Origin of the sequence: Deinococcus cellulosilyticus NBRC 106333 = KACC 11606 (assembly GCF_007990775.1) — a bacterium.
GTDB classification, from domain to species: domain Bacteria; phylum Deinococcota; class Deinococci; order Deinococcales; family Deinococcaceae; genus Deinococcus_C; species Deinococcus_C cellulosilyticus.
The window spans coordinates 1-21078 of sequence record NZ_BJXB01000036.1; the positions used below are offsets into that span (position 1 = coordinate 1).

A 21078-nucleotide genomic window follows, 5' to 3' on the forward strand; every position below is an offset into this window, starting at 1 on the left:
GGTACCCGATCTTTTGCGTTCTGCACAGCATTTCTCGGGGCGGAGAATCCATCGCCAAAAACTCTGTACTCAGTACAAAAATAGCAGATGTGACGGATCTTCATGGCCAGGCAGGTGATACTGATGGCTTGTGTCCCTGAAAGAACATCAGCTGTTCTGGCCTAATCCATAAGACTTAAAAGGCTTCTGGGTGAACCTTTTTCTGCCATCATGCCGAAAGCATTTTCATGCTCTATATCTATATAAGGTGTGATCTTACGCCCTGTGAGTCCAGAACCCTGAAGCATGCACCGGATCTCTGAAACGCAGTTCCCCTTCTCCTGCAGATGGCCACCCGATTCAATTCGCTATAAACATAATTCACTCACAAGATATGCTATAATTCAAAAAGCGAGGTTTAGCCCTCCAGGAGCAACGTATGAGTACACGCATCTACACCACCGAACACCCGGAGCATGGAGATGTGGCTGTGATCAGCGGATGGGACCCTGAAGAGCGGAAATATTATCTGCTGGTTCAACTGCTGGATTCCAAGGACCCACCTCTGTACGACAGTCAGAATCGCAAGACCACTCCCTCTGGGATCATCCAGAGACTCAAGAGCATGGACCTCTCCCCTCCTGCAAGCCTGCAAGAAGACCTTGAAGACGACGCCCTGAACCAACGTGACGGGTACTACCAGCATTACGGCAACATCAAACCCCTCAAAAAAAGAAGGAGAACTTCCCCTTCACCCCTCGCTGCTCGCTAACCCGAGCAGTTTTTTGATTTCTGCACCTGCCTCTGCAATGTCTCTGACTTCAGAAGCCTCAAAGCCGGCAGAGACAAAGGGCACCCGTGCAAAGGTGTGGGTTTTGATGTTGGTGTCTTCCATGTTGCCGTGGTCAGAGGTCATGAAGATCCTCACCTCGTGCTCCACTGCTCCCTCCAGAAAAGCATTCAGGTGGATCAGGTAATTTCGGGCAGCCACAGCATCCTGGGCATGGCCAATGAAGTCACTGAACCACAGGTCCAGCATCACCAGATCCACTTCTCTGGCAGCCCTTGCTGCTGCCCTTCCCCATGCTCTGATTTCGTTCAGAGGAAGGTATGGTTCATAAGGTGCCTGGTAATGCATGCCCAGTGAAGGGCGAATGCTGGGGAAGCCCTCAGGGTTGAGGATTTCTCCTGCGTCCAGCACACTCTGAACGATTGCCCCATGTTTTCCTCCGGGAGGTGCATAGGTGGGAGGATAGAAGTTGAGCAGTTTCAGGGTCCCTCCTGCCCGGGTCAGCAGCACAGGGGTGCTGTGGTCCCGAATCAGGGGTTTGATGGTGGGACCAGGAACCGGACCGTAGTGCCTCCCCATGTGCTTTGCTGCATTGATGCCCGTGACAATGCTGGTTTGACCTGTGCCTGACTGGGGGAGGCCTTCCACACCAAGTCGAGCATCCACCTTCTGGCCTGCATCAATAAGGGATCGCAAGACAGGCAAGTCCTGATCCCAGCAACTGTCTGCTGGAGCATCCTCTGGATGACCGATGCCATCCAGGCAGAGCCAGAGAACAGGCATCAGTGGGCCCCTTGATGTTTCACGTGAAACAGGGTGAAAGCACAACCCAAAAAACAGCAGAAGGCTTTCAGGCCCTCTGCTGTGAAGTGTTGATGATGCAAATGTTGATGGTGCAGCTGCATTACTGTTCCAGTCTAAAGTCCTTGAACTGGTCGCGCAATGCACGCTTGAGGAATTTGCCCACTGTGGTTCTGGGAATCTGCTCCACAAAAACGTAAGCGTCAGGCAACCACCATTTGGCAAATTTTTCTGCCAGGAAGGCATTCAGGTCTTCTCTGGAAGGTTGCTCCTGTCCTGGCTTGACCACCAGAACGCCCAGAGGACGCTCTTCCCATCTGGGGTGGGGTGTGGCGATCACGGCAGCTTCTGCAATCGCCGGGTGACCCATCAGGGCATTCTCCAGATCCACACTGGAGATCCACTCTCCACCGCTCTTGATCAGGTCCTTGGCCCGATCCTGAATCGCCATGTAGCCTTCTTCATCGATGGTGATGATGTCTCCGGTGTCAAACCAGACCTGATCGTCCAGTCTCACCTGTGTGGCCCTGCTCCCTTCCGGATTGTTGTAATACTCCTGGCTCACCCACGCACCACGGACCAGCAGGGCACCCATGGTCTTGCCATCGTGGGGCACCTCATTCAGGTCACCATCTACAGCGCGGATCTCCACCAGAGGCACGGGAATCCCCTGTTTTGCACGGTAGTGGTACCCCTCGTCGCTTTCCACATCCACACCCACCGGAACAGAAGCACAGGTGCCCAGAGGGTGGGTTTCGGTCATGCCCCAGGCGTGGAACAGGTGCAGGCCCAGTTTGTCTCCTGCGCGGATCAGGCTCTCGGGGGCTGCGCTCCCACCCACAACCAGCATCTCCAGTTTGCTGAGGTCATAGGGGGTTCCAGCCTGAATGGCCCGTTCCACTTCCTGAAGGAGACCCATCCAGATGGTGGGAACACCTGCCGTGCGGGTGCACTGTTCTTCTGAAAGCAATTTTGCCAGAGATGCACCATCACTGAACACAGAGGCGAACACCTGCTTGGCCCCGACCATGGTGGCGGTGTAAGGCAGCCCCCAGGCATTCACGTGGAACATGGGCACCACAGGGAGCAGTGAATCGGCATGTTTCAGGTTGAGGGCATCTGGAAGCGCAGAGGCAAGGCTGTGCAGCACTGTGGAACGGTGGGAGTACACCACACCCTTGGGATGGCCAGTGGTTCCCGAGGTGTAGCACATCCCGGCAGGATCATTTTCATCGAGCTCCGGGAAATCAAAGGTGGTGGGCTGTGCACCAATCCACTGGTCGTAATCCAGCATGCCAGGGATGGACTGGGGGGTGGGACCCATGATCACCACTTTTTCAATGCTCGGGCAGTGGGGAAGCAGGGCAGGAAGCATGCGTGCGAACACATTGTCGATCAGGAGGATGCGGTCCTGGGCGTGGTTGATGATGTAGACCAGTTGCTCAGGGTGCAGTCGCACATTGACGGTGTGAAGCACAGCACCCGCAATGGGAATCCCAAAATAAGCTTCCAGGTGACGGAAGTGGTTCACTGCGAAGGTGGCGACCCTGTCCCCTTTCTGGATGCCTGCTTCTTTGAGGGCATTGGCCAGCTGTCTGGCCCGTGCTGCCATTTGCCTGTAGGTGTATTTGTGTTTGCCAGGAATGGGCTGACCGGCCTCATTGACGCCAGCAGGAATCAGAGACACCACTTCACGGTCAGGGAAGTAACGCTCTGCACGTTGCAGAATGTGGGGGATGGTCAGCGGAAAATTCATGATGGTGCTGTGCATGGACAACCTTACCTTTCTGCCAGCGTGGGCAGCACAAGATGAAATTTTGAACTTGGTTTCATTTTAACAGCCTGATGCCCCTTTCAGGGAAGTGGAACCTCATCTCTTCAGGTGAGCACAAAGCCCGAACGTGTAGATGGCGTAGAGCTCTCAGCCCTCAGCATTCAGCCATCAGCAAAAGAAATGTCCCTGAAAGGTTTGAGCTGTACCGGCACGCAAGCCATGCGCTTTTCTGCCCCGGCGAAAGCAGAAAGCTGTTTTTGTGCTGATCGCTGACCGCTGACCGCTGATGGCTGCTGCAGAGAACACCACCTCTTCAATGCTTTTGACCTTACACTGCCCCTCACCTGTGGTACGGCTCACCCTTGGAGATGGTGCTTGCCCGGTACAGGGCTTCAAGCATCACCACCATGGCCAGATCGTGGGGAAAAGTCAGTTTGCTCATGCTCCAGAGGAAATGGGCTTTTTCCCTGAGTTCATCGCTGTGTCCATCTGGACCCCCAATCACAAAAGCAATCTCACCATGACCGGACAGGGCCACCTGATCGAGGTGCACAGAGAGCTCCTCACTGGTCAGGTGTTTCCCTCTGGGATCAAGGGGCATCAGGTAGGCATTTCCAGCGGCCCTCAGCACCTCCTGGGTGGGATCTGCTTTGTCTTTTAAACGGGTGGTTTTGACCTTGTGGTAACGTCCAAGTCGCTGGTAATACTCTTCCCAGCCGCGTTTTGCATAGTCCAGTCGGGGTTCTCCGACGGTGATGAAGTGCAGTTTCATGCCTTCACCGTAGCACGGCACAAACGCCCGAACCTGAGAACTGCTGCGTGACGTTCTGGTGCATAAAAATTCCCCAGTCCCCTTTGGAAATTCAGCAGTTTGGAGTACACTGACCGAAGACGTATGAATTATGCGGCGGTCCTGGCATTCGTGATGGTGTTCGCGTTTTCCTTTCCTGTGCTGGTGAGGATTGCGAACAGCGTCGGTGTGGCAAGGTCCACCATTGTGATCACGGTGGTGCTTCTGGCCTTTCTGCTGTTCCTCACCCAGTGGGTCCGGCTCAGGGTGTCCAGGTACCGCAGCACCGTCAGCAAGATTGAACAGGCAAAAGCACAAACCTCACAAAGTCCAAACTCAGACAGTGCATACTATGTGGGAGGGGAGCACCTTGGAGAACTGCTGCTCAGGGTCGGAAAACGCCGCGAAGCCATTGCTGTTTACGAGCGTTATCTGGAGTTGCAGAAATCCGAAGGGAAAGACGTGCAGGCCATCCTGTCACGCCTCCAGGCCCTGAGATCGCAGGAGGAAGTATTGTGAAGGCTTACAAAGGCGTGGTGGTGGACGGCGTGGTCGTTCTGGAAGGGGTCAAACTTCCGGACGGCACAGTGGTCACTGTCACTGTGGGCGAGGCAGAACTGTTGCGCGCCACCATCAGCAACGCACTCCGGATTCGTCGCAACAAGCGTGCCAAAGTTCGCATCAAGACCCAGCCCATCTACGCTGAAAAGCTGTCGCTGGATTAGGCCCTGGTTTCACTTCATCCTGTGGGGAAAGTCACCCTTTAGACTGTAGGGGTGATTCATGTCACCCTTGTTCCCACTCCCGTTGGCAATTTATCGGACATCACGCTCAGGGCCCTGGAGGTCCTGAAAAACTCTGATGCCATTGCTGCTGAAGACACCCGGCACACCGGCATCCTCCTGAAACATTTCGGAATCGACAAACCCCTGGTGCGCCTCGACCAGCACACCATCAGGGACCGTGCAGAGGGCGTCCTGGAAAAATACCCCAGGCTGGCTTTCGTCAGTGATGCAGGAACGCCAGGCATCAGTGACCCTGGAGCAGAACTGGTGCAGATTGTGCTCGCTCTGGGAGGCCAGATTGAGGTCCTGCCCGGCCCGACCGCCCTGATTCCTGCCCTCGTGCTCTCTGGACTTCCCACCCAGCCTTTCACCTTTGAAGGATTCCTTCCCCGTTCAGGTTCTGAACGCAAGGCCAGGGTGCAGGCCATGATTGAGCGCACCCACACCAGTGCCTTCTACGAAAGTCCTCACCGGATGCTGGACACGCTGGAGGAGCTCATCAAATTGTGCGGACCTGAACGCCAGGTCAGCATCACCCGGGAGCTCAGCAAAAAATTTGAGGAGACTTTCCGAGGAACCCTGCAGGAGGCCGCCACCCACTTCAAGAAAGGCATCAAGGGAGAAATTGTGATGGTGCTCTCTCCGGCAGCAGCACAGGACCCCTCACAGGGGATGGACTTCCGGGAGCTGGCCCGTAAACTGTACCAGGATGGCCTGGGCACCCGTGAAGTGCGAGATGAACTCATCAAGGCAGGTTTGCGTAAGAATGACGCTTACATGATAGCCTTAGAACTGCGTGAATCGTCCAGCTGAAAGACAAAGCTGCAAAACAGGGTTGCAAGACAGCTTTGAGAAGCAGAAGGCAGGCTGGAGGTTCAGGAGAGGGAAAGAGACATGAAACGAATCGCTGTGTTTACCAGTGGGGGCGACGCTCCTGGCATGAATGCGGCTGTGCGTGCTGTGGTGCGTGCAGCCACGGGCAAGGGCATTGAAGTGGTCGGCATCATGCGTGGATTTCAGGGCATGATCGAAGGCGACATGCGCCTGCTTGGCCCCCGTGATGTGGCCAACACCATCCAGCGTGGGGGCACCATTCTGCTGACCGCCCGGTCCAAGGACTTCCGCAATCCCGAAGGGCGAGCAAAAGCCGCTGAACAGCTCAAAAAGTGGGACATTGATGGCGTGGTCTGTGTGGGCGGAGATGGCAGCTTCCACGGCGCGCACTACCTGCATGAAGAGCATGGCATCAAGGTTGTGGGCCTGCCTGGCACCATTGACAACGACCTGTATGGCACCGACTACACCATCGGGTACTTCACTGCTGTGGACACTGCCCTGGACTGCATCGACAAACTGCGCGACACCGGAGCCAGCCACGAACGCATTTTTGTGGTGGAAGTGATGGGTCGTCATGCGGGTTTCATTGCGCTTGATGTTGGTATCGCTTCCGGGGCAGAGGAAGTGCTGATTCCCGAGCATCCCATGCCCATTGAAGAAGTGATCCAGACCCTCAAGGAAAGTGAAGCCAAGGGCAAAAAATCCAGTTTCATCATTGTGGCCGAGGGTTACCCTGGCGGTGGTCAGGGCGTGCAGGATGCCATTGAAGGGGCAGGTTTCGAATCCAGACTCACCATTCTGGGCCATGTGCAGCGCGGCGGAAGCCCCAAAGCCGAGGACCGCATCCTGGCCTCCCGTCTGGGCGAAGCTGCCGTCTGTGCACTGCAGGACGGCAAGAGCGACGTGATGCTTGGTGTGACCAACCACGAAATCTCCTTCACCCCTCTGGCCGACACCTGGGAAAAACGCAAAGACGTGAATGCCCACCTCAGAAGCTGCGTCAAGACCCTCTCGGTCTGAACCTGCTCTGTAAGCAGAAACCCTGAACATGGACCTCCTGATTCTTGTCAGGAGGTTTTTCTGTGCTTTTTGAGGGACAATGAAGCATGCTTCTGTCCAGACTTCAACTCATGCACCGCGAAGAGGCGTCCCTGGCCTCCTATGCCACATTGAATTTGCACACCCGGGGCAGAATCCACCCCGAACCTGAAAGTGAACACCGCCTCCCCTTCCAGAAGGACCGGGACCGCATCCTGCACACCACGGCCTTCAGGCGTCTGGAGTACAAAACGCAGGTCTTTGTGAATTACGAGGGCGATTACTACCGCACCCGACTGACCCACACCCTGGAGGTGGCACAGGTGGCCCGTTCCATGGCCGTGGCCCTGGGGGTCAATGAAACCCTGACAGAGACCATCGCCCTGTCCCATGACCTGGGTCATCCTCCTTTTGGACATGCAGGGGAGCACCAGCTCGACCACTGGATGAAGTCCAGAAATGCCGGAGGCTTCAATCACAACGAGCAGGCTTTCAGGATCGTGACAGAGCTGGAGAAACGTTACCAGGACTTTTCAGGCCTCAATTTGAGCTGGGAGACCCTGGAAGGCATCGTCAAACACGATGCAGATGCGCAGATCTTTCCAGCCCTTGCAAATGGATTCGAACCCCACTGCAGGCCTTCACTGGAAGCCCAGATTGCTGCCATTGCCGATGGGGTGGCCTACAACACCCACGACCTCGATGATGGCATCAAGGCAGGCATTCTCACCCCTCATCTGCTCAGCGGACTGAAGATCTGGGATGAACTGGTTCTTCGCCTGAACCTGAAGGTGGAGCCCTTCAGTGAGCTCAGCCGCCGGAAACTGGTGCGAGAACTGCTGGGCTGGATCATCAACGACATCCTGCAGGAAACCGAACGCAGGTTGCAGCAGCACCAGATTGAGACCGCAGCACAGATCAGACAGTTGAATACGGTGGTGGTGGCCTTCAGTGCAGAGATGCAGCAGATGATGGCAGAACTCAAACGTTTCCTGTACCAGCACCTCTATTACCATCCCAGCAAGATGCAGCAGACCTTCCGGGCAGAGCACTTCATTGATGGCCTTTTCTCTGCCTACCTGAAACAACCCCGTCTGCTTCCCTTGCATGTTCAGGCCTGCATCCCCATGCTGGGTCTGGAACGCACCATCTGCGATTACATTGCAGGCATGACCGACCGCTTTGCCATGGATGAGTACAGCAGGCTGTATGCGCCCCGTGAGCACTGAACCTGCTTCAGAAGACGGATCAGGGCCTGAGAAAGCTGTCTGCACAACTCCGGGGTCTGAAACAATTGACACTTTGAGCATAAGCTGCTATTATTTCTTTCGCCTTGTGCGGGAGTAGCTCAGCTGGTTAGAGCGCACGCCTGATAAGCGTGAGGTCCCCAGTTCAAGTCTGGGCTTCCGCACCACCAGAACAAGAAACGTCCCATCTCCATCAGAGGTGGGACGTTTCTTTTGCCCCCAATTGCGCCCAATCCCACCAGATTTCTGTGGGCTCCAGAACAGAACCTCATTTTTTTCAGATTTCTCTCAGATGACTTCAGCTCAATATAAGCCAGTCGCGTTAACCTGTACTCATCAAATGAGGTGCAAAGGAGGCCATCATGCTGGTCACAGCCCTGCTGTTTTCTATTGTCTGTGCAGTCCTTCTATCCCTGATGGTTCTGGGGGTTTATCTGGTGATCGAAAAAGTGTTTGAACGGATGGATGAACAGGTTCATCCCCACCATTGATCTGTCAAAAAATCCAAATCTGACATCAACATTTATATTGAGGGGTTTCCTCAGGTAAAAATAAGGGAAAACCCGATGTGTTTTCCCGCACAGGAAAGATTCTGTGCATCCCCTACACTGAAAAAATGCCAACTTATTTTAAACATTTGCTCTGGGGAAATGTATGAATCCTGCCCGGAGCCCAATGTATAAAAAAGCCATTGTGATGGGTTCCAGCTTCAGTGGCCTGTGTGCAGCTCGAATTCTGAATGAATTTTTTGAAGAAGTATGGATTCTTGAGAAAGATGCTCTGGACGCCTCATCCAGACGTGGCGTTCCACAATATTTGCATTCTCATGTGCTGCTGGCCCGGGGATTTTCTGGTTTGAACGCCCTGTTTCCTGAGCTTGAACATGAACTCCTGGAAAGGGGTGCCCTGAAAACAGACATTGGCACCTACGCCCGCTGGTACCAGTGGGGCGGATGGAAGCGTAACTTTCCCATGGGGATTGGAGCCCTGTCTTGCAGCCGCGCCCTGCTGGAGACCGCTTTGCGAGAGCAGGTGCTTGCTTTGCCAGGTGTGCATCTGCTGACTGGACACAAAGTTACAGGGCTGGTGTCTCAGGGAGACAGCAAAACAGGTATCACCGTCAATGGAGTGCATGTCCAGACCCCCAATGGAGAAAAAACCCTTGAGGCCGAGATGGTGATGGACTGCTCAGGACGCGGTTCTCATGCACCAAAATGGTTGACTGACCTGGGATATTCTGCACCCAGAGCCTCTGAGATTCCTGCCAGGGTTGGATACGTCACCTGCAAGTACAACACCCCGGTGCCTGATCCTCTGGAACAACAAGCCCTGATCATCAGCCCAGCAGCCCCGAGAGAACAAAGGGCAGGGCTTGTGCTCCCCATCGAAAACCACCAGTGGAGCGTGACGGTTGCAGGATGGTGCTCAGACCATCCCGAACCCACCCATGAGGACCTGATCAAATTCGCACAGAGCCTCCCTGTGCCCGACCTGTACCAGTTGCTGGTCAAGGCCGAGCCTGTGGGTGAACCTGTACGGCACCTGATCCCCAGCAGCATTCGCAGGCATTACGAGAAACTCAGGGCCTTTCCAAAAGGTTTCCTGGTGATGGGTGACGCCCTGTGCAGCTTCAACCCCACCTACGGTCAGGGCATCACTGTGGCTGTGCTGCAGGCAGAGCACCTACAAGAATGTCTGTCTGAGAGTCAGGGGGAACTGAAAGACCTGTGGCGCTGGTTCTTCAAGCGCATTCAACCTGCCATCCAGACCGCTTGGTCGATGGTGGAACTGGAGGACAGCCGCTTTTTTCCAGAGCATCCACTGTCCCCTGCGAAAAAATTCTTGCAGCGTTACCTGACCCGGGTGCACAGGGCCGCCACCCAGGACCATGAGGTGTCCCGTGCCTTCTATCAGGTGCTCAACATGAAAGAGCCGCCACAGGCCCTGTTCCATCCCAGGGTGCTGTGGCGGGTGTTGCTGTTTTATAAGCAAGTGGGCCAGACGGCTCCGGTTTACCAGCGCAGTTCCAGGCTGTAACGGCCTTTGTTCTTGAACTTGAGTTTCACCGTCACGGTGTCGTCTTCCTGGCCGCCTTTGCGGGTGAAACGGGCCTCATAGTCCCCGTGTTTCTGGTTCAGGCTGGTCAGGCGGTAGCCCTGGTTTTCAAGGTCACGCTGGTAGAAATCCCAGACGGTGTTTGCAGAATCGGTGGTGGTGAATTCCAGGGTGATGCGGTCATTTTTGCGGTTCTGCACACTGACCCGTGCCCCCGGGTAATTGCTGGCCCTCACATCGTCATAACGCTGAACTGGTGGGACGAAACCACTGACCACATTGTAGAAGGCTGTCGCGGTGATCCAGTTGTCCTGGGGAATGGGTTTCACGATGATGGACAGTTTCTGGGCCAGTTGGTTCTGTCCCTGCACACTCACTTCAGCAAAGCCATTTCCCTGACCGGACTGGAAACGGGCAATGTCATTCAGGTTGAGGGGGGTTTTGCTGGCCAGGGCGAGCACCTTGTTCACACCGTAAGGAGCACTGATCTCATACTCAAAAGGATCATTGCGGTCTGGAAATTGCTTGGTGATGTTGGCTTTCAGGAAGTTGCCCCCACCTGCATACTTGTTGGGCAGGATCATGTCCACCTGACCGTTGGGGTCCACATTGAAAAGGTAGACATAAGCATCCTGATTCACACGGGTGTAAATCTTGACGTTTTCACCAGGGGTGTAGGCCGGAGTGCTGCCCTCTTTGTCCAGCCAGACACTGACTTCAAGGTTGGTGGGAACAGGATTGACAATGATGCGCTGGGGGCTCACCTGGGGAGCTGCCATTGCGTAACTGAGAAGAGCTGTGCCTAAAGCGACTGCGTAGCGTTTCATGACCTCAGCGTAGTGGAAGACACAAACTTCTCGGTGAAAAAAATCTTGCCATTTCTTAAGCAAGGCTGAAGCTTCCCTTGATCCAGCCTGAAGTTTGCCAGAAGCATTTCCTGGGGCGGCGTTTCACGTGAAACAGTTTGAGCTTTGCTGTAAAGCCTGATATAATCCTTTGATATTGCGTCAAGGCACGCCATTGAAATTTTAAGCTTTAGGACACCACAAGCGACCCCAAGGAGCACAATGAGCGAAAAACACCTGGAAATCATTCCGCTGGGCGGAATGGGCGAAATTGGCAAGAACATGTTCGCCTTCCGTTACGCGGATGAAATCATGATCGTGGACGGCGGTCTCGCCTTCCCTGATTCTCACATGCCTGGAATTGACCTGGTCATTCCCCGCATCGACTACCTGCAGCAGAACGCCAGCCTGATCAAGGGCTGGGTGCTCACCCACGGTCACGAAGACCACATCGGGGCCATTCCCTACATCCTGCCCCGGCTTCCCAGGGTGCCCATCTATGGGGCCAAACTGACCCTCGGGCTGCTCAAGGAAAAACTCAGTGAATTCGGTGTCAAAGAAGCCGACCTGATGCTCAAAGAGGTCACCACCGATGACCGCATCAAGCTGAGCAAGTACTTCACCGTGGACCTGTTCCGCATGACCCACTCCATTCCTGACAACTCAGGCATGATCATTCATACTCCAGTGGGCCGCATTGTTCACACAGGCGACTTCAAGCTGGAACAGCACCCCACTGACGGCAAACCTTCCCACCTCTCCAAACTGGCACAGGCAGGCGCAGAAGGTGCCCTGGTCCTGATCTCTGACAGCACCAACGCTGAAAGACCCGGCCAGACCACCAGTGAGCAGGAGGTCGCCAGTGCCATCGAGAAAATAGTGGCACAGGCCAAGGGCCGTGTGTTTGTCACCACCTTTGCCTCCCATGTGCACCGTGTTCAGAACATTGTGCACATCGCAGAGAAACACCGCCGCCGCGTGGTGATGGAAGGCCGCAGCATGGTCAAGTACGCCCAGGTGGCCCAGAACCTCGGTTACCTGACCCTCAAAGACCCCCTGATCAGCACCGATGAGATGGGCGATCTGCAAGACGATCAGGTGCTCTTCATGTGCACCGGTTCCCAGGGCCAGCCCATGAGCGTGCTCTCCCGTCTGGCCATTGGCACCCACGCCAAACTGAGCCTTAAAGCCGGAGACACCGTGATTCTGTCTTCGAGTCCCATCCCCGGAAACGAGGAAGCGGTGAATGCAGTCATCAACCGCCTGTACTCACTGGGTGTGGATGTCTATTACCCCCCCACCTACAAGGTGCACGCCTCTGGTCACGGCAGCCAGGAAGAACTGAAAATGATCTTCAACCTGGTGAACCCCAGATACTTCCTGCCCTGGCACGGTGAGCCCCGCCACCAGATCAACCATGCCCGACTGGCCCAGGCCCTGCCCAACCCTCCCAAGCGCATCATTGTGGCCCAGAACGGGGACATCATCCGGGTCAACAAGGACGAGTTCAAGATCGCTGGAAAAGTCCCCGCCGGAGATGTTTATGTGGATGGCCTCGGTGTGGGCGACATCAACGATGAGATCCTGCTGGACCGCCGCACCATGTCCGAAGATGGCATCCTGATCATCACCGCAGTGCTGCATCCTGAACCTCACGTGGAACTGGTGTCTCGCGGTTTTGTCCGCACCAACCGGGATCTGGAGAACAGCATCCGCAGCGTGGCTCTGGAGGTTCTGGAAGTGGGCATGCGTGAGAAACGCGCCCTTGAAGACATCCGGGACGACATGTACTCCGCAGTGCGAAAATTCGTTCGCAAGGTCACCGGACGCACCCCTGTGCTGATCCCCATGCTGGTGGATTGAGCAGCAAATTTTACCTCTCCTCTACCCTCTTCGCGCAGAAGAGGGTAGTTTTTTAGTATGGAACTCAAACGCATTCGCAGTTTATGGGGCGTGGAAACCCCTCTGGTCCGTGCGCTTCCTGACTTCAAGACAAATGGCTATCAGGGCATTGAGGTGGCCGTGGTCTTCACGCCTGAGTTGAAGCAACTCGCCACCCTGGCCCGGGAACACGAACTGGAAGTGGTTGCCCAGATCCTGACCACTTTCCCAGGCACGCCAAGGACACCCAGAGCACACCTGCAGGCCTTCAAAGATCAGGTGAAGATGGCCCTTCCTCTAAACCCAATCCTGTTCAATGTGCAGGGAGGATGTGACAGCTGGAGCGAACTCGAACAGGACCAGTTCTATGACGATGCTCTGAAGTTTGCAGCAACGCTGGATGTTCCTGTGGCCTTCGAGACGCACAGAGGCCAGCCCACCTTTACCCCGTGGACCACCGCCCGGATTTTACAGACCTTCCCGGACCTGCGCCTCACCTGCGACCTCAGCCACTGGGTGAATGTGTGTGAGAGGCTGCTGGAGGATCAGGAAGACAACATCAGGCTTGCAGCTCAGCACTGCATTCACATTCATGCCCGTGTTGGCCATGAAGAAGGACCACAGGTGACCGATCCCAGTGCTCCTGAATTCGCTGCCCATCTGGCTGCTCATGAGCAGTGGTGGGAGTGGATGTGGGAAGCCCAGAAGGAACGGGGCCAGACCTTCACCACCCTGACCCCAGAGTTTGGTCCTCCCCCCTATCAGCACACCCTGCCTGTTTCACAACAGCCTGTGGGAAATCTGGATGCTGTGTGCAACTGGATGGCTGAGCGACAGCTGCTTCACTTTCAGCAATGGAAAGCATCCATCGAAAACCTTCAATGATCCCATGATATAGAGAGGAGCACCCTGGTGTGCTCCTCTTCTGCTGTACGTCAGTTCTGGTAGCCCAGCAATTCCAGCAGCCGTTCCAGTTCTTCCTGGGAATGGTAGCTCAGTTCGATTTTGCCTTTGTCCTTCCCGGCAATCCGCACTTTGGTTCCAATGTGGCGGGCAAGTTCAAGCTCAATGCTCTTGAAGGTGCGCTCCGGAACTTCCTTTGGGGCTCTGGTTTTGTCTGGGCGTTCCCGCTTCAAGGCTTCGGCGTCCCGCACGTTCAGACCCTTGGTCAGGATTTGCTCCAGGGCCCACAGGCGATCCTCTTCTGGCAGGGCAAGAATGGCCCTGGCATGACCTGCAGTGATCAGCTTCTGTTCGAGGGCATCCAGGGCTTTCTGGGGCAGGGTGAGAAGCCTCAGGGCGTTGGCGACCGTGCTTCTGCCTTTGCCCAGAGCCCTGGCAATGCCTTCCTGGCTGACCCCCTGTTCAAGCAGCTTCTGGTAAGCCACAGCTTCTTCAACTGGGTTCAGATCTTCCCGTTGAAGGTTTTCGATGATGGCGATTTCCAGGGCTTCCAGGTCATCGAAGTTTTTCAATATTACTGGAACTTCGGTCAGGCCAGCGAGTCTGGCAGCCCGCCAGCGGCGCTCGCCGGCAATCAGTTCATGTTTTTCACCCACCTTGCGAACCAGCAGCGGCTGCAGCACCCCTTTTTCTTTGATGCTGGCTGCAAGTTCTGCGAGGGCTTCTGGATCAAAGACCTGTCTGGGCTGGTAAGCGGCCTGCTGGATCTGGTCGATCTGCATCAGGGTCATTTTATCGCCTGAGGCAGGGGCGCTCAGGGGGGATTTGCCCAGCAGGGCATCCAGACCACGGCCAAGGTTAGATCTTTTTGACACGCTGCATCACCTCGTCAGACAGGCGTTTGTAGGCTCCAGCCCCACTGGACATGGGAGAGTAGAGGTTGATGGGTTTCGCATGGCTGGGGGCCTCAGAAAGCCTGACATTGCGCGGGATGACACTCCAGAACACCAGATCTCCGAAGTGGTTGCGCACGTTTTCTTCGATCTGCACCGAGAGGTTGGTGCGTCCATCAAACATGGTGATGACAATGCCAAGCACCTGCAGGGCGGGGTTCAGTCCATCCCTGACCCGCTCGATGGTGTCCATCAGGCCCGCGATGCCTTCCAGCGCATAATACTCGGCCTGCAATGGGACAATCAGGGCATCTGCAGCCACCAGGGCATTGATGGTCAGGGGACCCAGACTTGGTGGAGCATCAATCAGGACCAGATCGTATTTTTCCAGGCCTGCCAGCAGGTTTTTGAGGGCATCGGGCTCATCGGTGAGTTCCACACCTGCACCAGCGAGGTCCGGGGTGGCAGGCAGCACATGCAGATTCTTGATTTCGGTCTGCTGGATGAAGTCGGAGAGACGTGCAGGTTCGCGCAGGGCATCGTATACCCCGGCCTCTGCACCCCGCACCCCCAGACCACTTGAGGCATTGGCTTGCGGGTCAATGTCCACCACGAGAATCCGGCGGCGGGTGTTGGCCAGGTAAGCCGCCAGATTGACTGCTGTGGTGGTTTTCCCCACGCCACCTTTTTGATTGACTAACGCGAGCACTTTCATTACGGACTTCAGTATAACCAGAATAGGCTTCAGACCCGGGTCAGATGTAAAACCACCAGATCGGCATCTTCATCCAGGCTGTGGCGTTCCTCCTGAATGCTGTATGGGCCAAGCCTTTTCGGGGCACTCCATTCTTTTGGTCTTCTGGAGAGCAGGTGCCACTGCTCGGTCACCGTGTGCTGAATCAGTTTGATCAGCACGTCCAGATCGCCAACCGCCTGTGCCGTCACCCAGGAAACAGGTTCTTTGAATTTGCGCACGTCTCCGGCGAAAACCCGCACATTGGCCAGTCCCAGCTGTGAACGGGCGATGTTCAGAAAAGACGCCCTGCGCTGTCGGATCTCACAGAGCACCACCTGAACATCTGGTCGGGCAAGCGCAATGGGAATTCCAGGAAGGCCCCCACCAGACCCCACGTCCAGCAGGGTCTCACCTTCTGGGATGTACTTTGCGTACTCTTCTGCACTGTCCATGTGCATGTCAAAGTGGATTTCCACTGAAGGCCCAAACAGGTCGAGGGCGCGGGAGTATTGCTTGACCAGTGCTTTGTACTTCTGTTTCACGTGAAACATTGTAGCAAGGGAACGCCGAGGGCCGAGGGCCCAGAGCTGAGGGCAAAAAGCATAGGATTTGATCAACCTGTAAAATCATTCAACTGCTGCTGGTAAAAGCCATGCTCTGGGCACAGTAAACCAAAAAACCACCCCAATCTGGGGTGGTCATCGAGTTTGATGTTTTAAACCTGCTGGGTCTTCAGATAAACCAGCAGGGCACTGAGGTCAGAGGTGCGAACCCCTGGCACCCTGGAAGCCTGAGCCACCGTCTGGGGTTGTGCTCTGGAGAGCTTTTCGCGGGCCTCATTGGACATGGCCGTGATCTGGCGGAAGTCGATGCCTGCCAGGCTGCGTTCGCCATATTTGCGTTCAGATTCCAGTTGCTGGCGGCTGCGTTCAATGTATCCAGCGTATTTCACGTGGATCTGCACGCTTTCCTCTTCCAGCCAGTTTGCCATTCCTTTGAGTATGATCCCCAGAGGTTCCAGGTCAGCAAGGGTCATGTCCGGGCGGCGCAGCAATTGCTCACCTGTGATGCCCTGATGGCGCTGAGTGCGCAGCTGGCGGATGCCCTCTTCAATGCGCTGGTACTTCTCCTGAACAGCTTTCAGGAAAGCATCATCGACCAGACCCAGTTCATGGGCAAAGGGGGTCATGCGCTGGTCTGCGTTGTCCTGGCGCACCAGCAGGCGGTGTTCCACCCGGGAGGTCATCATGCGGTAGGGTTCATCGGTGCCCTTGTAGACCAGATCGTCCAGCATGACCCCGATGTAGCTGCCTTCACGGGTGAAAAATTTCTCTTCCAGACCCAGTGCTTTGCGTGCAGCAGCTGTTCCAGCGACCAGTCCCTGTGCGGCGGCCTCTTCGTAACCACTGGTTCCGTTGATCTGTCCTGCTGTGAAAATGCCTGACATGTATCTGGATTCCAGATTGAGGCTCAGTTCCAGAGAATCCACCACATCGTATTCCACAGCATAGGCATAACGCTGGATCACGGCATTCTCAAAGCCGGGAAGGGTGCGAACCATCTGGTCCTGAAGCGCAGGAGGCAGGCTGCTGGAGAAACCTTGCAGGTACACTTCGCTGGTGTCCACGCCGTCTGGCTCGACAAACAGCAGGTGCCTGTCGTGATGAGAGAAACGCACGATCTTGTCTTCAATGCTCGGGCAGTATCGGGGACCAAGGCCCTCAATGTCTCCGGCATACATGGGAGACAGGTGCAGGTTCTCCTGAATCAGACGGTGGGTTTCCGGGGTGGTGTGGGTCTGCCAGGTGGGACTCTTTCTGGCATCAGGACCGGGATTTCCAGTGAAGCTGTAGACCCGATCATCTCCGGGAAGTTCGAGCAGGGCAGCAAAATTCACCGAGTCTGCACGCACCCTGGGAGGGGTTCCAGTCTTGTAACGCTTGAGTGTGTGGCCTCCGCGCTCCAGAGCCTGGGACAGGAAACGGGCAGGAGGCTCCCCCTGACGGCCTTCCGGGCGGGAATGGCGACCATACCAGGTCAGACCCCGCATGAAGGTTCCGGCAGCGATCACCACTGCTTTTGCAGGATAGGTGCGACCATCGATGGTCTGCACCATCCATGTTTCCCCTTCCCGGTACACATCTGCAGCCTCACCCCGGATGATGTCAATGGCCGTGTTGCCCAGCACATATTCCTGTGCTTTTGCAGCGTACTGGTCGCGCTCGTTCTGCACTCGCAGGCTCTGCACGGCAGGCCCTTTTGAGGCGTTCAGCATGCGGCTGTGGATGGCGGTGTCATCGGCGATGCGGCCCATCAGACCACCCATGGCGGTGAGCTCAAAGACCATCTGGCTCTTGCCTGGCCCCCCCACAGCAGGGTTGCAGGGCATGCGTCCAATGGTGGCCGGGTTGGATATCATCATTGCGACAGTGCCGTATTTTGCAGCGGCCCATGCAGCTTCAATGCCTGCGTGGCCCCCTCCAATCACGATCACGTTGAAAACTCTCGACATAACCCATACACTTTACCCTAGTTTTTAGTAGGGGTACTATGAGGCGTGCCACGATACTGCTTTCAGCAGAACTGAGCTCAGCTCAGTTCTGCTTGAGCAAAGCGAATAGAAAGGTCAGGACACTGACTCAAGGTTCAAGCAACATCTGCCTGGATCAGTAGAATGAACAACCCTGGCCCGCCTCTTTCGTTTGTCCGCAGTCAAAGCAGGCAAAAAATGGGGCCCCAGCTGAAATCTAGTGACAACAAGGGAGGCTGTAATCTCTTTGGACATCTGGTCTAATATTCTCGACTACGTGCGGCAGAACATCTCCGATGTGGAGTACCACACGTGGTTCAGGGATGTGAAACCACTCGGTGTGGAGCAGGGTGAATTGATCCTCGGGGTCAAAAACGCCTTCTCCCAGGAGTGGTTCAAGTCCCATTACGTCAAGCTCATCGAGATGGCCATGCGGGACATGGGGGCACAGAACCCCAAAGTCAACTTTCAGGTGCTCCCTGCGGTGCAAGACGCCATGCTGCTGCCTGGCACACCCACCCCGGCACCTGCCCCGGAACCCCGGCCTGCCCCTGCAGTTCACATGGTGACCGAACCCAACCGGGTCAACCTGAATGCCAAATACACCTTCGACAACTTTGTGGTGGGACCCAACAACAATCTGGCCCACGCTGCAGCCGTTGCCGTTGCTGAATCTCCAGGCAGAGCCTACAACCCCCTGTTCATCTATGGGGATGTGGGACTGGGAAAAACCCACCTGATGCATGCGGTGGGGCACTTCGTTTCGGAGCGCCACCCGCACATGCGCATCGAGTACGTCTCCACCGAGTCTTTCACCAATGACCTGATCAATGCCATCCGGGACGACAAGATGACGGCCTTTCGCAACAGGTACCGCTCCATTGACCTCCTGCTTGTGGACGACATCCAGTTTCTGGCAGGCAAGGAAAGAACGCAGGAAGAGTTTTTCCACACTTTCAACGCTCTGCACGAGAACCACAAACAGATCATCCTGTCCTCAGACCGTCCTCCCAAGGACATCGAGACGTTGGAAGCCAGGCTGCGTTCCAGATTCGAATGGGGCCTGATCACCGACATCCAGAGCCCTGAGTTTGAAACAAGGGTGGCCATTCTGAAAATGAATGCCGAAATCCGCAGGATCAGTGTGCCTCAGGATGTGCTGGAACTGATCGCCAAACACGTCACCAGCAACATTCGTGAACTGGAAGGGGCACTGATGCGGGTGGTGGCCTTTGCCAGCCTGAACAACGTGGAGGTGAACCGTTCCGTGGCCGCCAAGGCACTGTCAGAGATCTTCACGCCCAACACCGTTCAGCTGGACATGAATGACATTCTGCGTTCAGTGGCCAATTTTTATGGTGTGACGCCAGAAGCCCTGAAAGGGACCGGGCGGGCCCGCGAGATTGTGATTCCCCGCCAGATGGCGATGTACATGATCCGGGAACTGACCACCCACTCTCTGCCCGAGATCGGTCAGTTTTTCAGCCGTGACCACTCCACGGTGCTGTACGCCATCCAGAAAATGACCGAGCAGATTCAGAAGGACACAGAGCTCACCAAAGTGGCCCAGCAGCTGTCCCAGCGCCTGAAACAGAGCCCAATGTGAAGCCATGTGCAAAAAATCACTTTCTGTGGATAAGTCTGTGGATAAGTCTGTGGATAACCTGTGGATAACCCTGTGGATAACCTGTGGATAACTTTGCCTGTGGATAACCCCTGTACTTATCCACAGGTTATCCACAGGAAAGTGCCAGTTATCCACAACTTTATCCACAAGACGTTTCTCGTGTAGGATGGGCTCCAGGTGGGTTTTCCACAATATCCACAGGCCCTATTACTACTACTGCTGTTAAAAATATCTATATATATAATCTTTAAAAGAGGAGAAAGCCATGCAGATTCAGGTCACCAAAAAGTTCCTCAGTGATGCCTTGAGCACCCTGGAAAGAATCATTCCAGCCAGAAGCAACAACCCTGTTCTCTCCTATGTCAAGATTCAGCCTTCTGACAGAGGAATTTACCTGAGTGGAACCAACCTGGAATTGGACATGGAAGGTTTTGTTCCCGCTCAGGTGGAAAACGGACAGGCCGTGATTGTTCCTGCCCACCTGTTTGCCCAGATTGTCAGGAACCTGCCCGGAGAACTGGTCGAGATCAACCTCAACCAGAGTGAAATCACCCTGACTTCTGGTGGAAGCAACTTCAAACTCCAGACCGGAGACCTCTCCGCCTTTCCAGAGATCCAGTTTCCTTCCCACTCCGATGTGGAGATGGACGCCAAGGAACTGAACCGTTCGCTGAGCAGCGTGCGTTATGCCACGGCCACAGAAGCTTTTCAACAGGTTTTCCGTGGAATCAAGTTTGAGCTTCGTGCCAAACAGGTGCGTCTGGTGGCTTCCGATGGTTTCCGTCTGGCCCTCAGAGATTTCACCGGGTCTGGTGTGGACAGAAACTTGATTGTTCCTGCCAAGAGTGCCGATGAACTGAACCGCATCCTCAAGGAGGGTCTGGTGAAACTCACCTTTGGAGACCACTTGCTCTCTGTGGCCTCAGACCGCACCAAGATGAACATCAAGCTCCTGGATGGTGAGTTTCCTGATTACGAGCGGGTCATTCCCAGCAACATCAAGGTAAAAGTGCAGCTTCCTGCTTCAAAACTCAAGGAAGCAGTTTCGAGGGTGGCCGTACTTGCGGATAAAAACGCCAACAACCGTGTTGAATTTCTGGTCTCGGAGTCCAAGCTTCAATTGATCGCCGAGGGGGATTACGGACGCGCACAGGAAGTTTTAGAGGTACTTCAGGAGGGGAGTGAGCCTGCCATTTCGCTGGGTTTCAATGCCAAGTTCGTTTCGGATGCCCTCGGTCCCATGGAAGGGGATGTGGTGTTGCAACTTTCAGGAGTGACCACCCCAGCCCTTTTCAAGACCACCGATGAATCTGGTTACCTGGCAGTGGTGGTGCCCCTGCGCATCTGAGGCTCGAAGCTGAAGTTCAGCTGTGGGAGGGATAAACATCCCCGAGTTATCCACAGGTTATCCACAGAAAATTGTGGAAAACCCCGATTCTATCAGAGGATCTTGAGGATGTGTACCTCCCTCCCAATTTTCAGGACAGGAGTCCCGGACAAGACAAATTGACGAAAGGCTCTTAAAAATCGGTTATAGTGTCACAGGTACACTTCCCTAGGGAAGTTT

Annotated in this window: 20 protein-coding genes and 1 tRNA gene; 13 read left to right on the plus strand and 8 right to left on the minus strand. The window is 55.2% G+C overall.

The annotated features are described in order from the left end of the window. Positions 1–418 precede the first annotated feature (418 nt). On the plus strand, positions 419–751 hold the full coding sequence (locus tag DC3_RS25100) for a hypothetical protein (protein ID WP_146890116.1): 333 nt from the start codon (positions 419–421) through the stop codon (positions 749–751). On the opposite strand, the gene DC3_RS25105 is transcribed toward DC3_RS25100, so the two are convergent. The 3 genes from DC3_RS25105 to DC3_RS25115 form a co-directional block, all read right to left on the minus strand. Next, the gene (locus DC3_RS25105; protein WP_146890119.1) at positions 731–1552 is read right to left on the minus strand and encodes a metalloenzyme domain protein; all 822 of its coding nucleotides are present in this window, start codon (positions 1550–1552) and stop codon (positions 731–733) included. The two genes, DC3_RS25100 and DC3_RS25105, sit on opposite strands and share 21 nt — an antisense overlap. 121 nt (positions 1553–1673) lie before the next feature. After that, on the minus strand, positions 1674–3341 hold the full coding sequence (locus DC3_RS25110; protein WP_146890122.1) for a long-chain fatty acid--CoA ligase: 1668 nt from the start codon (positions 3339–3341) through the stop codon (positions 1674–1676). 343 nt (positions 3342–3684) lie between these two features. After that, positions 3685–4116: a 23S rRNA (pseudouridine(1915)-N(3))-methyltransferase RlmH gene (locus DC3_RS25115; RefSeq protein ID WP_146890125.1), complete on the minus strand. Its 432-nt coding sequence runs from the start codon at positions 4114–4116 to the stop codon at positions 3685–3687. 123 nt (positions 4117–4239) lie between these two features. Here DC3_RS25115 and DC3_RS25120 point away from each other — a divergent pair, with 123 nt between their 5' ends. The 8 genes from DC3_RS25120 to DC3_RS25150 all read left to right on the plus strand — a co-directional run bounded on the left by DC3_RS25120 (position 4240) and on the right by DC3_RS25150 (position 10078). Beyond that, positions 4240–4653, plus strand: a complete 414-nt coding sequence (locus tag DC3_RS25120) for a hypothetical protein (RefSeq protein ID WP_146890128.1) — start codon at positions 4240–4242, stop codon at positions 4651–4653. Continuing rightward, positions 4650–4859: a hypothetical protein gene (locus DC3_RS25125; RefSeq protein ID WP_146890131.1), complete on the plus strand. Its 210-nt coding sequence runs from the start codon at positions 4650–4652 to the stop codon at positions 4857–4859. The genes DC3_RS25120 and DC3_RS25125 overlap by 4 nt, the downstream gene beginning before the upstream one ends. A gap of 51 nt (positions 4860–4910) precedes the next feature. Next, positions 4911–5732: a 16S rRNA (cytidine(1402)-2'-O)-methyltransferase gene (gene rsmI / locus DC3_RS25130; RefSeq protein WP_146890134.1), complete on the plus strand. Its 822-nt coding sequence runs from the start codon at positions 4911–4913 to the stop codon at positions 5730–5732. An 81-nt stretch (positions 5733–5813) separates the two neighbouring features. Then, positions 5814–6776: a 6-phosphofructokinase gene (gene pfkA, locus DC3_RS25135; protein ID WP_146890137.1), complete on the plus strand. Its 963-nt coding sequence runs from the start codon at positions 5814–5816 to the stop codon at positions 6774–6776. 86 nt (positions 6777–6862) lie between these two features. Continuing rightward, a complete protein-coding gene (locus DC3_RS25140) occupies positions 6863–8023 on the plus strand; it encodes a deoxyguanosinetriphosphate triphosphohydrolase (RefSeq protein WP_146890140.1) in 1161 nt (386 codons plus the stop codon). Positions 8024–8131: 108 nt separating this feature from the next. Further along, positions 8132–8208: transfer RNA gene (locus tag DC3_RS25145), tRNA-Ile, on the plus strand. Between the two features lie 195 nt (positions 8209–8403). Beyond that, positions 8404–8532 carry a hypothetical protein gene (locus DC3_RS30045; RefSeq protein WP_281292599.1) on the plus strand — a complete coding sequence of 43 codons (129 nt, stop codon included), beginning with the start codon at positions 8404–8406 and terminating at the stop codon, positions 8530–8532. A 184-nt stretch (positions 8533–8716) separates the two neighbouring features. Continuing rightward, positions 8717–10078 (plus strand): NAD(P)/FAD-dependent oxidoreductase, encoded by a 1362-nt coding sequence (locus tag DC3_RS25150; RefSeq protein ID WP_186816256.1) that lies wholly within the window; start codon positions 8717–8719, stop codon positions 10076–10078. Here the strand turns inward: DC3_RS25150 and DC3_RS25155 are convergent. Continuing rightward, positions 10054–10923, minus strand: a complete 870-nt coding sequence (locus DC3_RS25155) for a DUF4384 domain-containing protein (RefSeq protein ID WP_146890146.1) — start codon at positions 10921–10923, stop codon at positions 10054–10056. The genes DC3_RS25150 and DC3_RS25155 overlap by 25 nt on opposite strands. A 240-nt stretch (positions 10924–11163) precedes the next feature. Here DC3_RS25155 and DC3_RS25160 point away from each other — a divergent pair, with 240 nt between their 5' ends. Both DC3_RS25160 and DC3_RS25165 read left to right on the plus strand, forming a co-directional pair. After that, positions 11164–12804 carry a ribonuclease J gene (locus tag DC3_RS25160; RefSeq protein WP_146890149.1) on the plus strand — a complete coding sequence of 547 codons (1641 nt, stop codon included), beginning with the start codon at positions 11164–11166 and terminating at the stop codon, positions 12802–12804. Between the two features lie 57 nt (positions 12805–12861). Beyond that, positions 12862–13707, plus strand: coding sequence for a sugar phosphate isomerase/epimerase family protein (locus DC3_RS25165; RefSeq protein WP_146890152.1), 846 nt, complete (start codon positions 12862–12864; stop codon positions 13705–13707). 50 nt (positions 13708–13757) lie between these two features. Here the strand turns inward: DC3_RS25165 and DC3_RS25170 are convergent, their stop codons facing one another. The 4 genes from DC3_RS25170 to mnmG all read right to left on the minus strand — a co-directional run bounded on the left by DC3_RS25170 (position 13758) and on the right by mnmG (position 17866). Then, the gene (locus tag DC3_RS25170; RefSeq protein WP_146890155.1) at positions 13758–14600 is read right to left on the minus strand and encodes a ParB/RepB/Spo0J family partition protein; all 843 of its coding nucleotides are present in this window, start codon (positions 14598–14600) and stop codon (positions 13758–13760) included. Continuing rightward, complete coding sequence (locus DC3_RS25175) at positions 14584–15333, minus strand: ParA family protein (protein ID WP_146890158.1); 750 nt, start codon at positions 15331–15333, stop codon at positions 14584–14586. Before DC3_RS25175 ends, DC3_RS25170 begins: the two co-directional genes overlap by 17 nt. A gap of 29 nt (positions 15334–15362) precedes the next feature. Then, positions 15363–15896 carry a 16S rRNA (guanine(527)-N(7))-methyltransferase RsmG gene (locus tag DC3_RS25180; RefSeq protein ID WP_246130806.1) on the minus strand — a complete coding sequence of 178 codons (534 nt, stop codon included), beginning with the start codon at positions 15894–15896 and terminating at the stop codon, positions 15363–15365. 173 nt (positions 15897–16069) lie between these two features. Continuing rightward, complete coding sequence (mnmG, locus tag DC3_RS25185; RefSeq protein WP_146890164.1) at positions 16070–17866, minus strand: tRNA uridine-5-carboxymethylaminomethyl(34) synthesis enzyme MnmG; 1797 nt, start codon at positions 17864–17866, stop codon at positions 16070–16072. A gap of 259 nt (positions 17867–18125) precedes the next feature. Here mnmG and dnaA point away from each other — a divergent pair, with 259 nt between their 5' ends. Next, positions 18126–19490, plus strand: a complete 1365-nt coding sequence (gene dnaA, locus DC3_RS25190) for a chromosomal replication initiator protein DnaA (RefSeq protein ID WP_246130810.1) — start codon at positions 18126–18128, stop codon at positions 19488–19490. A gap of 286 nt (positions 19491–19776) precedes the next feature. Further along, positions 19777–20859 carry a DNA polymerase III subunit beta gene (gene dnaN / locus DC3_RS25195; RefSeq protein ID WP_146890166.1) on the plus strand — a complete coding sequence of 361 codons (1083 nt, stop codon included), beginning with the start codon at positions 19777–19779 and terminating at the stop codon, positions 20857–20859. Positions 20860–21078: the final 219 nt, after the last annotated feature.